The 15,634-nt window shown below is 40.9% G+C and carries 13 protein-coding genes; 3 read left to right on the top strand and 10 right to left on the bottom strand.

What is annotated here, in order from left to right:
- Positions 1–7: 7 nt before the first annotated feature.
- The 8 genes from emrA to ABR397_RS10280 form a co-directional block, all read right to left on the bottom strand.
- Complete coding sequence (gene emrA, locus ABR397_RS10315; RefSeq protein WP_350305678.1) at positions 8–1,195, bottom strand: multidrug efflux MFS transporter periplasmic adaptor subunit EmrA; 1,188 nt, start codon at positions 1,193–1,195, stop codon at positions 8–10.
- A gap of 313 nt (positions 1,196–1,508) precedes the next feature.
- Positions 1,509–2,252, bottom strand: a complete 744-nt coding sequence (gene fabG / locus ABR397_RS10310; protein ID WP_350305677.1) for a 3-oxoacyl-ACP reductase FabG — start codon at positions 2,250–2,252, stop codon at positions 1,509–1,511.
- A gap of 58 nt (positions 2,253–2,310) precedes the next feature.
- Positions 2,311–3,126 carry a MaoC/PaaZ C-terminal domain-containing protein gene (locus ABR397_RS10305; RefSeq protein ID WP_350305676.1) on the bottom strand — a complete coding sequence of 272 codons (816 nt, stop codon included), beginning with the start codon at positions 3,124–3,126 and terminating at the stop codon, positions 2,311–2,313.
- Entirely contained in the window at positions 3,123–4,388 is a 1,266-nt protein-coding gene (locus ABR397_RS10300; protein ID WP_350305675.1) for a beta-ketoacyl-[acyl-carrier-protein] synthase family protein, read from the bottom strand. The genes ABR397_RS10305 and ABR397_RS10300 overlap by 4 nt, the downstream gene beginning before the upstream one ends.
- Positions 4,389–4,542: 154 nt before the next feature.
- Positions 4,543–4,779: an acyl carrier protein gene (locus ABR397_RS10295; RefSeq protein ID WP_021322826.1), complete on the bottom strand. Its 237-nt coding sequence runs from the start codon at positions 4,777–4,779 to the stop codon at positions 4,543–4,545.
- A 119-nt stretch (positions 4,780–4,898) separates the two neighbouring features.
- Positions 4,899–6,089, bottom strand: coding sequence for a cysteine desulfurase family protein (locus ABR397_RS10290; RefSeq protein WP_350305674.1), 1,191 nt, complete (start codon positions 6,087–6,089; stop codon positions 4,899–4,901).
- On the bottom strand, positions 6,086–6,442 hold the full coding sequence (locus ABR397_RS10285; RefSeq protein ID WP_350305673.1) for an iron-sulfur cluster assembly scaffold protein: 357 nt from the start codon (positions 6,440–6,442) through the stop codon (positions 6,086–6,088). The genes ABR397_RS10290 and ABR397_RS10285 overlap by 4 nt, the downstream gene beginning before the upstream one ends.
- A 16-nt stretch (positions 6,443–6,458) precedes the next feature.
- A complete protein-coding gene (locus ABR397_RS10280) occupies positions 6,459–7,637 on the bottom strand; it encodes a LuxE/PaaK family acyltransferase (protein ID WP_350305672.1) in 1,179 nt (392 codons plus the stop codon).
- Between the two features lie 392 nt (positions 7,638–8,029).
- On the opposite strand from ABR397_RS10280, the gene ABR397_RS10275 reads away from it, so the two are divergent.
- Positions 8,030–9,115, top strand: coding sequence for a flavin-containing monooxygenase (locus tag ABR397_RS10275; RefSeq protein ID WP_350305671.1), 1,086 nt, complete (start codon positions 8,030–8,032; stop codon positions 9,113–9,115).
- A 234-nt stretch (positions 9,116–9,349) separates the two neighbouring features.
- On the opposite strand, the gene ABR397_RS10270 is transcribed toward ABR397_RS10275, so the two are convergent.
- Complete coding sequence (locus ABR397_RS10270; protein ID WP_350305670.1) at positions 9,350–10,189, bottom strand: AraC family transcriptional regulator; 840 nt, start codon at positions 10,187–10,189, stop codon at positions 9,350–9,352.
- Positions 10,190–10,779: 590 nt separating this feature from the next.
- Positions 10,780–11,661, bottom strand: coding sequence for an HTH-type transcriptional activator IlvY (gene ilvY / locus ABR397_RS10265; RefSeq protein ID WP_350305669.1), 882 nt, complete (start codon positions 11,659–11,661; stop codon positions 10,780–10,782).
- A gap of 190 nt (positions 11,662–11,851) precedes the next feature.
- Between ilvY and ilvC the strand changes: the two genes are divergently transcribed.
- Positions 11,852–13,330, top strand: a complete 1,479-nt coding sequence (gene ilvC, locus ABR397_RS10260) for a ketol-acid reductoisomerase (RefSeq protein WP_350305668.1) — start codon at positions 11,852–11,854, stop codon at positions 13,328–13,330.
- A 236-nt stretch (positions 13,331–13,566) separates the two neighbouring features.
- A complete protein-coding gene (gene rep / locus ABR397_RS10255) occupies positions 13,567–15,594 on the top strand; it encodes a DNA helicase Rep (protein ID WP_350305667.1) in 2,028 nt (675 codons plus the stop codon).
- Positions 15,595–15,634: the final 40 nt, after the last annotated feature.

Here is a 15,634-nt window from a genome sequence, read left to right as displayed (position 1 = left end):
GTTAACCTCACTCATCTTTACTGTTGTTAGCTTGAATGATTTCGTTAATTAGCCGATCAATTTCTCCGGTGTTGTAAGATAAAGAGTTGGTTTCATAAACAATGCCTTTACGAGGGGCATCAGAAAGGACCAAACCATCTTGATTTCTGGTATCGACAGTGACGTGCATGGATAAACCAATTCGTAAAGGATGATCAATAAGTTGTTGTGCTTCCAGTTCAACACGGACAGGCAAACGTTGAACCACTTTGATCCAGTTACCAGTGGCGTTTTGTGCCGGCAGTAAAGAAAATGCACTGCCGGTTCCCATATCAAGACCAACGATTCGGCCTTGATAAATGACATCATTGCCATAGAAATCGCTAATCAGAGTTACCGGTTGACCAATACGCACATTGGAGAGTTGAACCTCTTTAAAGTTAGCTTCGACCCAGAGTTGATCTGCCGGTACGATAACCATCAGCGGGGCGCCGCTTTTTATTTGTGAACCGACTTGAACACTGCGGCGTGAAACATAACCTGTCACCGGTGCGACAATCTGAGTGCGCTGCAAGGTTAACCATGCATCTCGGAGCTGGGAAGCGGCGAGTTTAATGGCTGGTTGTTGTTCCAATGGGGTATCTATAACTAACGCTTTGTTGGCATGATATTGTTGTTGGGCGACATTCAGCTCAGACTTTGCCATTTGAACACTATTACGGGAATGAATCAGATTTTCTTTGGCAATAGCACCGGTGAGCCCCAGATGTTCACGTCGTTTTAAATCATCCTGAACCTGCTGTAGCGCAGTCTGTTTTAATTCAATATTAGCCAGCAGCTTTTCATTATCGATGATGGTTTGGTGAGTTTGTCTGACACTACTAGCCAATATATTTTTTGCCCGTTCAAAAGCATGTTCTGCATCAATAGAGTCTAAACGTAGCAGAATGTCTCCTTGCTGAACGAAATCTGTATTATCGGCATGGATAGATGTTACGCTACCGGTGATTTGGGCCATTACTTGCACCTGATTACCGACAACGTAGGCATCATCAGTAGTTTGATGATAGCGTAATGCAACAAACCAGTAGGCAAAGTAACCTAATCCGGTAAAAACAAATAAGAGAGTTGCTAGGATCAATGCTAGCTTTCGCTTTGATTTTTTCTCATTAAGCGGAGGTGATTGTACTGGAACTGATTCTATTTCTTCGGCCATGTTCCTCTCCCATAACTGTGATCAAAAATAAATTAGACTATTAATGTGTTTATGCTTGATTAAACACCTTGGAGTTGACTACAAGGTCAAGATCTTCTCGTCTTGATAAAATGAAAATGGGTAATATTTAGCACTTAATGCCACAAGTATTATTAGTATTAAAATTATTTATTATCGTTATTAACATTTATCAGAGAAACTGGATTGGCTATCTGGCAATGATTAACGGCATTTTTTAAGTACCCAGATAAATATCTGGGTACAAATAACCACAGAATATGGATACGAATCTACTGATATTCTGCTTAACTGGTCAGGCTGTCATTCCGCCATCAACAACGAAAGTTTGCCCGGTAATGTAGCGTCCTCCGGGGCTGAGGAGGAAATTGATAGTCATAGCAATATCTTCCACTGAACCCAAGCGACCCAATGGGATATTAGATAACAGTTTTTTCCTGTGTGGTGCTGGAATATGATTCAGCATTTCAGTCTCAATCAAGCCTGGTGCAACGGTATTGACCCGAACATTAAATCGGCCAACTTCAACAGCTAATGAGCGGGTAATGCCGATCATTGCGGCTTTGGTTGCTGCGTAGTTAACTTGCCCTGAGTTAGCTTTAAATGCAGTGACCGAGCTCATGTGGATGATGCAGCCTTCTCCAGCCATAATCATTTCAGGGAGAAAAGCGTGATTGACTAAATAAACAGAAGAAAGATTGGTGGAAATCACGTTGTGCCATTCTTCTTCTTTCATGTTTATCAGCAACGCATCTTGTGTAATTCCGGCGTTATTGATGATTGCATAGGGAGAACCATACTGTGAGATAAGTTCTGCCGACAGGGTTGAGACTTCTTTCGCGTTTGAGACATCACATTGATGGCCTTCACAACTGTGACCTTGCTGCTTAATTTCCTGACAAAGTGTTTGCGCTTCATCTGTGCTTGATTTGTAGGTAAAAACCACATGGTAGTTTTGTGCAGCCAGCATTTTTACTATACCTTTGCCAATGCCACGTGATCCCCCTGAAACAAAAACCCAAGGTGCGTTGATATTCATTAAGTTATTCCTCTAAATTTTTATGCCATCCATTTGTCCGTACAGAATTCATCAAACCTTAGTTGGCAACCTGCTTTCTTTTTGTTGTTCCCATCAGACTCATTTCAACAACTAAAGAGATTTCTCCATTCAGCCAGATCGGGATTTCCAACGTACCGTATAACGAACCATCAACGTCGAATGTATCTTTAGGTAGGATCGTATATTCGATGCTTGGCATTTCGTCCGGGATTTGGCGATTGAGCAAGGTTGGAGAAAAACTCACTGTATGCATAACATGCAACACGATAAGATCTTTGAGGCATACTTCATCATGTCCCTGTTTGCCGAAATAGGTTTTAAATTCCGTGGCTAGTGCCGTTTTTGCACTTTGCTGCATGAAAAGATAAAAAATCAGGGCATCAAGAAAAATCCAGAACTCATTGACTTCGGGGAAGGTGCTTTTGAATTCAATGGATTTTTTTATTGTCTCTTGTATAGGAACTTGACACTGTGGTTTTTCAGGAAAGCCGGTTTTTTTCGAAAAATCGAAACGACTATAATGACCAACCAAAGGTTTCAGGCTTGTTGTTTCATCTTGCAGATTAAAGGTTGTTTTCCCATTCGGGTCAGTGTGCTTAGTTTTGACGCAATAGCAGGCATCCAGAGGCACTGGATTTCGCAAATTAACGTGCCACTGTCTGCCCATTCCCTCGTTTGGTTGTGACGGGTAATCGTATCCGCTTTTGAGAGGGATCATTGCCAGCATACCGTGTACGGCAATACCGCCTAATCCGACTTCTTTTGCGATTTTTTCATCAAAATGGATGGGGTTATAATCTCCAGAGAATTTAGCCCATTGACTGAGATCTTTTTTACTGAATTGAACGTTCATCTGTCGGCTTTCCTGAAAATAAGTGCACAGTTTGTGCCACCGAATCCATAGTTAACGTTTAAAGTAGTATCAATAACTTGGTTAGTTCGGTGGGTGTTGGGTACGTAATCTAGATCGCAGAGTGGATCAGGATTATTCAAGTGCATAGTCGCGGGAATAGTTGCGGTTTCCATTGCTTTAATACAGAAAATGGACTCAATTGCTCCTGCTCCGGCAATAAGATGGCCTGTGTAGGATTTTGTACTGGAAGTAGGAATCCGGTAGGCGTGTTCTCCCAGGCTCATTTTTAAAACATCGGTTTCGTTAATGTCGTTTAACGGAGTTGATGTGCCGTGGGCATTGATATAGTGAATATCTGACGCGGAGAGTTTGGCCTGTTCCAGTGCTGCCTGGATTGCCATAACCCGTCCTTGGCAATCTGGCGCCGGTGCTGTCATATCTGATGCGTCAGAGTAATTTCCATAACCGACGACTTCCGCCAGTATTTTGGCTCCTCTGGCAACAGCACTGTCATAATCTTCAAGACATAATATTGCTGCACCTTCTGACATCACAAAGCCACTGCGATCTTTGCTGAACGGACAGCAAGCTTTTTCGACAGATTCCTGTTCTTTGCTCAGTGCGCCAAGAATATCGATACTCCAGACGATGAATGGATCTCTGATACTTTCACCACCCCCTGCCAGCATCATTTTAGTGCGCCCGCTACGGATAAGTTCAAAAGCATCACCTATTGCCATACTGCCTGTTGCACAAGCTGCCACCGGGGTATTCTGATATCCCCGTAGATTCCAGTTCATTGAAATAGCCGCCGTACCTACGCTATGCATAGACATAATATTTGTCATGGGTGAGGCAATACCTTGGTCAGCGTAGGAATTGCTGTTTTCAACGGTTGCATCTTCCCCTCCCCAGCCGGTACCAAAAATGACACCTCGTTCAAAAGGGGAATAGCTTTCATCAAGAGCGGCTTTATCGTGACCAAATGCCATTTTAATTGCTTCATCCGCAGCAATCAGCCCAAGTTTGCTGAATTTGGGGAGGTTCTTTAGCAACTTTTTGGAAAACCGTGATACATCGGGAGAAAAAGGTATGTTGCCGAAGAATTTTGCTACGACAGAAGCATCTGGGTGAACTTCCTTTTTGTAGCCTACACGATAGTTTAGGATTGCATCCCAAATTTCCTGGGTATTTTGCCCAAGAGAACAGATAGAGCCATAGCCTGTGATGGCAACGCGGCGGTAGCCAGTTTGAAAATTCATGAAACATTATCTCCAAAGGTAAGTTCCTGGTGATATGCTTTATTTTTTAATACAACCAAATAATGGGGTTGGTAGATAAAAGCATCACAAAAATGAATGTTAGCCATGCTGTGATATGTCATAGACAGCTAACATCCAAATATATTAATAATGATTATTTTGTTAATTCACGGACATAATTGACAAAATCACCGATTGTCGTTGTTTCATTTCGCTGGAATTTATCGAAATTCAGCTGAATACCCATTTCTCTTTTTAAAGCAACCTGAATAGAGACAAAATCCAGACTTACCAAGTGAATATCATCAAGCAGGGTGTCAAGAGTAATATCTTCTGGTTCGATATCGGTTAATTCAGTAATTTGAGATTGCAGTAATTCAAACAGTTTCATATTAATATCCCCTTAAAATCTAAAGAAATGTTGGCGGAGCTTAAGTGCAGTAATATAGGTATTAGTGGTTAATAAATAAGTTATTCCTGCTACACCGTCTTTTAAATACAGTTTTGCCGTCATTCCTGAGTTTTTAACGGTTTCCCCGAAATTTTCAGCAAGTTATCAGTTTCTTGTTTAATCGCGCTAGCCAGCATCTCAATATCATTTTGGCTTGTGGTATATCCAAAGCTGATACGTACTGCACTATCGATACGATCATTAGGTAGCCCCATTGCCGTCAGAACATGAGAACGTTGTGTTGATTTGTTATTGCTACAGGCTGATCCTAAAGATAAAGAGACTCCGTGACATAGATCCAGTCTGCTGGCTAATGATTCAGCGCGGACGCCAGGGAAACTTAAGTTCAGTGTCCAGGGGGCCTGAAATGCTGGGTTTGTATTGCCATTAATTAAGTAGTTAACATGGTACTGTTTCAGCAGAGATAGCAAAGTTTCTCTGAGCGTTTTGCAGGTATTGAAATGTTCTTGCAATCCATTCAGTGATTCTTTAGCTGCCGCCGCCAGTCCTGCAAGGCCCAGAGTGTTTTCAGTGCCGCTGCGTATTCCTTGTTCTTGCCCGCCACCGTGCAGCAAGGGATTTAATTGAATACTTGGTGCATGATAGAGCCCACCAATACCTTTTGGGCCATTAAACTTATGGCCGGAGAAAGAGGCAGTCGTTATGCCAGGGAGAGTGTCACAGCTAAAAGGAAGTTTACCAATAGCCTGTACTGCATCTATGTGTAAATAGATACCAGCCTCTTTTGCTAAAGAAGCGATTGCTTCATAGGGCTGTATCACTCCGGTTTCGTTGTTAATCGCCATCAATGTGATCAGGCGTGTTTGTGGCCGCAGGTTTTCCCGGATGCTTTGTACATTTATCCGCCCCTGATTATCAGGGTCGATCAGCGTCAGTTGCAGCCCGCGTTGCTGGTACCAGAGTAACGGCGCCAGAACAGACGGATGCTCAATGGAAGAGCTAATAACATGATGTGCAGACAGATCCGAACTGGGAAGCGTGGCTAACAGGCTGGATACTGCTTGGTTATTACTTTCGGTTCCTCCTGATGTAAACAGGATTTGTTCTGGTACCGTGCCCATTAATGACGCCATAGAGCTTCTGGCGTCAGCGAGCAAGTTTTTAGCCATGTTGCTTAAACTGTAGTGGCTGGACGGATTAGCAAAAACAGACAAAGCATCTTTAATCGCCAACTGGGCTTTAACACTTAGCGGTGTCGTGGCGTTGTAGTCGAAGTATAGGCTTGTCATATTTTTCCCTTTAGCTGCTCAAATAGCTTATGCAGCATATCAAGACAGTGTTGCTGAGCGGGTTCTAACTCGCCTAATAACGCATCAATTCCTTCAGGTAATAATGCGTTCAATTCTTCGAGAGTTTTACCTTTAACATGGCGACAAAACTGGTTCGACATTGCCAGGGATGCTGTGCATCCCCATGCGCGGAAACAGGCATTATTTACCCGCCCTTGACTATCCAGTGTCAGGTCGATATCAACCTTGTCACCACAGACAGGATTGCCTAACGCCAGTTTAATTGCGGGACTGGATAACGTCCCCTGGCAGTCAGGATTGCAAAAGTTGTCAATAATGATGTTGTTAAACATAATTCCACCTTGCTATTTATATCGCGGGTGTAGCTGGGGCAGTTTCATCATCTGACATTTTTCTCTCAAGATTGACTGCACAACAACCAAACTCTTTAGCGGCAGCAGTACGCATAACAAACTGAATCCGCTGAGAATTACGCCAGGATTTGTTAGGGTCGGTACGCAAGTAGACCAAATCTTCTGTCAGTAACATACCTGGGGTGGAAACAGAAAGTGGATCCAGGATCACCAATTGCCCTGTTTCACCATCAGGCAGTTCGCGTGATAGATCATTAGGATCACGGACGGAGAAATGAATATAAGGAGGAACATGCTTATGGTTATATTCATCTTCTATGGCGAGAACGTTTGCTTCAACCAGACCATACATATCACGTGTTCGGGATACAGGAATTCCCATCCATTCTTCGATATCTGCATTTAATTCGCTGCGGGAGATCATATCTCCGGTAAAACGTTTCCAGCCTCCCATCGTAATCACCATACTATCGCGATCTAAAGTGAGTTTGGTGTTATTCTCTTTTAAGAAAGTAATAAAACGGTGGATCATGAATGGAGGGCCAATTAAATGCCGGGTGAATTTGCCTTTCCATTGGATTAATTGATTTAGTGCGTCTTCTGGGGAAAAACGATCCTGATTAATCATATAGCGTCGGGTATCTAATAAACCTGTCAGGAAATTAAAGATCTTGACCAGCGCCATTTCTGGAATATCTTCTGTTGAAGGGCATAAGCATAGGCCTGCGCCGCCAGATAATTTGAACATGTTGCGATAATTAGAATAAACAGCCAGTACTGTGTGATCCATCGTATCGTGGCAACGACGATAAACGCTGGGAATTCCACTCGTACCCGTTGAACGCATTTCATGTTCGATTTCAGAGAGTGGTTTGCTTAATAAACGATGACTTTCGGCTGATTTATAAGTTGCAACAGGTATCAGTGGGATGCGAACTAAATCATTATAGCTCTGGATATTTTCTGGCTTAATACCTTGTTTTTCACAAATATCTCTATAGTAAGGGTTATTGTGATAATGAAAATGAAACGCATCTTTAAGCAGGCAGGTTTTTAACTCTTGCTGCTCTTCTTTGGACAGCTTATAGAGAAAGTCGACATCTGCCATTAACCATTTCAGCGGATTGCCTCCACGGGATTTTATACCATCATATATATTTTTGATATTTTCCATTTTTTCATCTCCGGTAGGGTAAAGAGTCGATGAACTCATCTTTGTTTATTATAAGTTATAGCAATAAAGCATAAGTTACGTAGGAAAAAAGGATAGTGATTAATAATTCCATTTTATTGAATAAATTGGCTATATTATTGTTCTGATTATTATATGGATTTGTCAATATTGTTAAAATTATGATAAAAACAGCTGATTTATTCAAAATGTTCACTTTAATACGAATATGACCAGTTAATTCAAGTGTTTTTTTTAATTGTGTTTTATATTTTTGTGAAGTCCGTTGTTTTTTGATCTATTGAATGTTTTTTTATAAATTTTTTCATTGTCCTAAGATTGAGATAGTGATAAAAATAAAATATAGATAAATGCCGAATTAAAAACGAGTACGCATGATGAAAATGGATTGCTTAATTGTGGGTGCCGGTCAAGCCGGATTAAGTTTAGCTGCTATTCTTGCGGCTAAGAATATTAATGTCTGCATATTAGAGCGAGAGGCGCGTATTGGTGATGTGTGGCGCAGACGCCCTGATAATATGTTGTTATTCACGTCACGTGGTATGACTCAGCTTCATGGCCTGCCGTTTCCTGGAATTGAAGATGGCTATCCGGATAAACATGAAGTTGCTGATTATCTTGAGCGTTATGCTTCACACCATAACTTGACGATACATACTCAAACTGAAGTGGTTGAAGTGAAGCATAATAAAAATGGCTATAGCGTTAAAACAAAAGACGGGAAAGTATTTAATGCATATTGTCTGGTTAATGCCACAGGTGCTAATCAATTAGCTGATATTCCGGTACTTTCTGAGCAACTGTCTACTGATATACAACAAATTGGGGCGGATCAGTATCAGGAACCTAAACAAATTAAAGCAGGCAGCAGAGTCGCTATTGTTGGTGATGGCGCCAGTGGCCGCCAGATTGCCAAAGATTTAGCGGCGACTGCGAAGGTGACGTTATTTTGTGGTTCTTCTCGTCCTCTCCTACCTAATAGAATAATGGGCAAAGATATCTTTTGGTGGTTAAGTAAAAGTGGTCTGTTATTTGCCAATTATTACAGTCTGGTAGGGAAAATCATGCGGCGGCGTAATCCCATTCCTTGTGGAGAGCTGAAAAACTACCGGTTAGCTGCTTTTGGTATAAAAATAGCGAATAGATTAGTTGATATAAAAGATAATAAGTTATGTGATTTGTCTGGCAATCAATATGAGGTCGATACTGTTATCTGGTGTTTGGGGTATAAAGATAATACGGTGTGGTTAACTCTTCCCGGTGCTGCGGATGCTAACGGATTCATTTGTAAAAATGGGCATGAAGAAGGTGGAAAAACACCTTACCCTGGGTTATTTATCATCGGACGGAAATGGTTGAGTAGTCGTGGCTCTGAACTTATGCTAGGTGCTTATAAAGATACAAGCCGAGTAGCTAAATGGGTAGAAAATTATCTAAGAGAGCATGTATCATTAAAATGAATAATTAATACAGGATAGTGATATTTCACTCTGTATGTTTTATTTGTTGTGAATTCGTGAATTATTAGATGGTATTGCTATGGTGTTGTTCTGAATTCTGTATCATTACTAAAATTTCATAATATTAGGAATAGAATGATACAGAATCGCTAACATACTGGCTTTGATAATGACAAATATAAATAGAATTTACTTATTTTAGATAATTTATCAAAAATACTATTTATTCGTGATTCAGATATTCTGCTTTGGGAAATTTAAACCTGCTAACGTTAATGATAAACTAGATTGTTTTTTTTGTGCTTGTTGTGTTCTATTCATACTGGCATTTTTTAATTCAGAAGGCCTTAACCCATATAGCATCATACAGGTACGACTGAAATGTGCACTGTCGGAAAATCCGCTATTACAAGCTAATAATGTCAGTGAGTCCGATAAGTGTATCTCATTAATAGCATGATGTAGGCGTTTCCATAATAGATAACTGCGGAAATTAGTCCCCATTTTTTCCCGAAATAGATGTAAGAACCGACTTTCTGATAAATAAAGTTGATCTGATATTTCACGGGACGATATACATTTAACGGGTAATTCAGTAATAAGAGAGGCTGCTTTCATGATCCGTTTATCCTGATAACAATGACAGTCTTCTATTTCACCTAATAGGTTGTTTAGGATAAAAATATCTGGAGCGGTTTCTGATTGTAAACAATTAATAAAATAATTTGCGATCAAATCGGATGATTCTTGACTTAAATATATTATATCTGAACCCATCATCTGATGTGATAATAGATGGCATAGAGGATTGGCTGGATCTATCAGTAAATTAAAACAGAGTTGTCCTTCTGAGTGTAATTTATGTTTAATATTAGAGGAAATAATGAACCCATGCGCTTGTTTCGATTTATTTTCAGTGTCAATTCTCATCAGTGAATTATGTGGTGATACACTTAATTGTATACAAGGATGGTGATGCCACTCTGTTTTCATATTATAAGAGAAAACGAGATCTTGTAGATGGAATTTATAGAATTTAATAAAATATGGCGCTTTGTCTATTTTATGTAACATAATATTGTCCTTTATTAAATAATTTTGTGTGTTTAAATTAATTGTTTTATATAATAATGATAAATTAGTGATATTATTTTATAATTAAATTACTTCGCTAGTGATTATTGTCGGTAACTATATCGTCGAAATATTATTAAATGCTTGCTATAAAATTTAAAGTATCCTCCTGTAATATCCAGTAAGAAATTATTTCATTATTATAATATATTGTTATGACATGGAAAAAGAATTATACCCCACTGTGTTTTTAGACGGTGAAATATTCAATATTGTTGTTTTTACTAGCCAATTTTAACAATATCTGAACTTCTCAGAGTTAAATGGCTGTTATTCAATTGATATAATTAAAAGTATTTTATTTAGTAACATAATTAATGACCAAAAAATTTAATGAGGGATTAATTTTTTCATATAATTATTATTGATTACTTATAACTTATATTAAACATATTATCATGAAAACAATATGGTTATTTTTTTATATTCTTTGTGAATTATGTCACATGAATCATAAGTATATTGGCATAATGCTAAAAGTGGTTGATATCAGACTTGTAATGAACAAAAATACCTGCTAACGCAGTTCCTTATAACAATCCCCAAAATGCTTTAAGCAAGGGCTCATTCAGCCTTTTTCTCTGCACACATATACCCAACTCGAACGGTTCCACCAGAGAAATATTGTCTAGTAACGATATGCGATTGCGTATTGGTTCAGGGCTGTTCTCTACCACTACGTTGGGAATTAATGCAACGCCACAACCTAATGCAACCATAGAAACAATGGCTTCGTGGCCGGACACTGTAGCGTAAATCAATGGGTTGTTAATTTTATGGTGGCGAAACCAGAACTCAATACGTTTACGTGAAGGGCCGTGCTCCGGCAAAATAAAGGGAATGTTATTCCAGTCGGGGCATTCTTGTGTGGCGAGTGCCCGTACAGTACAGGGAAGTGAAGGCGCGATCAGTACCAACGGTATTTCACCAATTTTGGTGAAACTGACATTATCTGGCAGTTTTTCCGGCTTACCGGCGATGCCTAAATCGGCATCATTAGACTGTACCTTATTGACCGCATCTGCGGCATCACCGGTAGTGAGTTTGATTTCAACCAGAGGATGCTCTGCACGGAAACGATCAAGGATCTGTGGTAAGTGGCTGTAAGCCGCAGTTACTGAACAAAACAGGCGTAATTCGCCACTTAGAGAAGGACTTTGTTGATTCAATGAGTGCTGTAATTGCTGATATTGTAACAGTGTTTGTTGGGAGAACTGTTTAAATTGCTCGCCGGCAAATGTCAGCTTTACAGTGCGATTATCCCGTAAGAATAATGGATGCCCCAATATATCTTCAATGCGCTGAATTTGGCGGGATAGTGTGGATGGGCTGACGTGCATTGCTTTTGCTGTGCGGCCAAAATGACAGCTTTCAGCCAGATGTAGAAACAGTTTGAGATCACGTATATCCATAGTTCATTCTCCTTTTCCTGTCCTGTAATCAATATTGCATAAAGTGCAATGTAGTATTGTTAATATATCAATTTAAGCAATGCCTTTCATGTCATATATTAAAAATATGCAACCACCTAACAGGGTGGGCAAATCTAAAAAATAGTCGCAGCACTTGATTGCTGAATACAACATGATAACGGAGTCACTAATGGCTAATTATTTTAATACGCTGAATTTGCGTCAGCAGTTGGCACAGTTAGGTAAATGTCGTTTTATGGCGCGGGAAGAGTTTGTTGATGAGGCAGGATATTTAAAAGGTAAAAAAGTAGTCATCGTCGGTTGCGGTGCGCAGGGGCTGAATCAGGGCCTGAACATGCGTGACTCCGGTTTGGATATCGCTTATGCCTTGCGTAAAGAGGCTATTGAAGAAAAACGGGCTTCATGGCGTAAAGCAACCGAAAATGGTTTTCAGGTTGGTACTTATGAAGAGCTGATTCCACAGGCTGATTTGGTTGTCAACTTGACGCCGGATAAACAACACTCTTCTGTTGTTCGCGCAGTTCAGCCGCTGATGAAAGAGGGTGCTGCGCTGGGTTACTCCCACGGTTTCAATATTGTTGAAGTTGGTGAGCAGATCCGTAAAGACATCACTGTTGTGATGGCTGCGCCTAAGTGCCCTGGTACTGAAGTTCGTGAAGAATACAAACGTGGTTTTGGTGTTCCTACCTTGATCGCGGTTCACCCGGAAAACGATCCGAAAGGTGAAGGGATGGCGATCGCGAAGGCATGGGCAGCGGCAACAGGTGGTCATCGTGCAGGCGTTCTGGAATCGTCTTTCGTTGCTGAAGTGAAATCTGATTTGATGGGTGAACAAACCATTCTGTGCGGTATGCTACAAGCTGGCTCATTGCTGTGTTATGACCAACTGGCGGCGGAAGGTGCGGAACCGGGCTATGCAGGAAAATTGGTCCAGTTTGGTTGGGAAACCATCACGGAAGCACTGAAGCAAGGTGGTATTACCCTGATGATGGATCGTTTGTCTAATCCGGCAAAACTGCGTGCATATGCGCTGTCTGAGCAGTTGAAAGAGATCATGACTCCACTGTTCCAGAAACACATGGATGATATCATTTCTGGTGAATTCTCTTCCGGCATGATGGCTGACTGGGCCAATGATGATAAAAATCTGTTAAATTGGCGTGAGGAAACGGGTAACACTGCGTTTGAGAATTCACCTGAATATGATGGCAAAATCAGTGAACAGGAATACTTTGATCATGGTGTTTTGATGGTTGCTATGGTGAAAGCCGGGGTTGAACTGGCATTCGAAATTATGGTGAATACCGGCATTATTGCTGAATCTGCATATTATGAATCTCTGCATGAATTGCCGCTGATTGCTAATACAATCTCTCGTAAGCGTCTGTATGAAATGAACGTGGTTATTTCTGATACCGCCGAATATGGTAACTATTTGTTCTCTCATGTTGCTGTTCCATTGCTGAAAGAGAAGTTTATAGGTTCACTACAGGCAGGTGATTTAGGTAAATCTGTTGCGGATAGTGGTATTGATAATGCCCAGTTGCGTGATGTTAACGAGGCTATCCGTAACCACCCAATTGAAGTTGTTGGCCGTGTATTACGTGGCTATATGACAGATATGAAACGTATTTCTGTTGGTGGTTAATATCAGATTGAGTTAAAGATACAGGGGGCGAAATTTCCCCCTTTAAATTTAATGAGAAATAGTTGCTGAGATGAAATGTGTACCCGTGCTGAGTAGTAAGTGACTATTATCAACCTGTAGGGTTTCTTCTCCTTATTAAGTTTCTTCTCCTTATTAAATAAAACGGCGTTTCCTCTCCCTCTTTCTGCTACAATTCCAGCCCCGAAGCACTGTCCTGATATAACTCATTAAACATCATGCGATTAAATCCCAGCCAACAACAAGCAGTTGAATTTGTTACCGGTCCTTGTCTGGTTTTGGCGGGGGCGGGCTCCGGCAAAACTAGAGTTATCACGAATAAGATTGCCCATCTTATCCGTATTTGTGGTTATCAGCCTCGTCATATCGCTGCTGTTACTTTTACTAATAAAGCCGCCCGGGAAATGAAAGAGCGTGTAGCACAAACTCTGGGACGCAAAGAGGCTAAGGGGTTAATGATCTCTACTTTCCATACGCTGGGATTGGAAATCATTAAGCGCGAGTACAAGGCATTGGGAATGAAAAGCAATTTCTCATTGTTTGATGATCAGGACCAGATGGTTCTGCTGAAAGATTTGACGGCTGATTTACTGGAAGAAGATAAAGATTTACTACAAAAATTGATCTCTTCCATTTCAAACTGGAAAAATGATCTGCTTTCTCCTCAACAAGCTACGGCATTAGCTCGTTCTGCTCAAGAGCATCAGTTTGCTGAATGTTATCGTCGTTATGATTTGCACCTAGTAAGCTGTAATGTATTGGATTTTGACGATCTGATTACCAAACCGACATTGCTGATGCAAAGTGATGAAGAAGTAAGGGAACGTTGGCAAAACCGTATCCGTTATTTGTTGGTAGATGAATATCAGGACACCAATACCAGTCAATATCAACTGGTTAAATTGCTGGTGGGACAAAGGGCCCGTTTTACGGTGGTTGGTGATGATGACCAGTCGATCTATTCATGGCGTGGTGCAAGACCACAAAATCTAGTGTTACTGAAAGAGGATTTCTCGAAGCTTAATGTGATTAAACTAGAGCAAAACTACCGTTCTTCTGGTTGTATTCTGAAAGCGGCTAATATTTTGATTGCTAATAATCCTCATGTGTTTGAAAAGCGGCTTTTTTCTGAGCTGGGTTATGGTGATCCGCTGAAAGTCATTATGGCTAATAATGAAGAGCATGAAGCGGAAAAAGTTATCGGGGAAATGATTGCACATCACTTTATCAATAAAACTCAATATAAAGACTACGCTATTCTCTATCGGGGAAATCATCAATCCCGGGTGTTTGAAAAAATGCTGATGCAAAACCGCATTCCTTACCGGATTTCTGGCGGTACTTCTTTCTTTGCCCGCCCTGAAATTAAAGATCTGCTGGCTTATCTGCGGGTGCTGACTAATCCTGAGGATGACAGCGCATTCCTGCGGATTGTTAATACGCCAAGACGTGAAATCGGTGCGGCTACAATTCAAAAACTGGGTGAATGGGCGAAGCAGCGTAATAAAAGCCTCTATCAGGCCAGTTTTGATCTTGGTTTGGAACAAAGCTTGGCTGGTCGTGGGTTGGCGGCACTACAGCGTTTTACCCACTGGATGGATGAGATAGCCCGTCAGGTTGAGCAGGAACCTTTGCTGGCGGTGCGTGATTTGCTGCATGGTATAGATTATGAAAGTTGGCTGTACGAAACATCACCGAGCCCGAAAGCCGCTGAAATGCGGATGAAGAATATTAATCAGCTATTTACTTGGATGAGTGAAATGCTGGAGGGTGATGAATTGAACGAACCAATGACTTTATCTCAGGTCGTCACGCGTTTCACATTGCGGGATATGCTGGAGCGGGGAGAAGATGGTGAAGAGTTTGATCAGGTGCAATTGATGACTCTGCATGCTTCTAAAGGATTAGAGTTTCCCTATGTGTTTTTGGTCGGTATGGAAGAAGGGCTGTTACCTCATCAGAGCAGTATTGATGAAGAAAATATTGATGAAGAACGGCGATTGGCTTATGTGGGAATCACTCGCGCTCAACGGGAGTTATTTTTTACTTTATGTAAAGAGCGTCGCCAATATGGTGAATTAATCCGTCCTGAACCAAGCCGTTTTTTATATGAGTTGCCACAGGATGATTTACATTGGCCGCAAGATAAGAAAATAGTTACTGCTGAAGAGAGGATGCAAAAAGGGCAGTCTCGCATTGCGGATATCAAGTCGCGTTTAGGTCTTGGGCAAAAAAATAAGCAGTAAATAGATTAAAGATTCCCTGTATCAGAGAGATACAGGGAAA

It is taken from the genome of Photorhabdus viridis, from assembly GCF_040256935.1.
Classification (GTDB): domain Bacteria; phylum Pseudomonadota; class Gammaproteobacteria; order Enterobacterales; family Enterobacteriaceae; genus Photorhabdus; species Photorhabdus viridis.
This window is presented reverse-complemented; position numbering and strand designations above follow the sequence as displayed.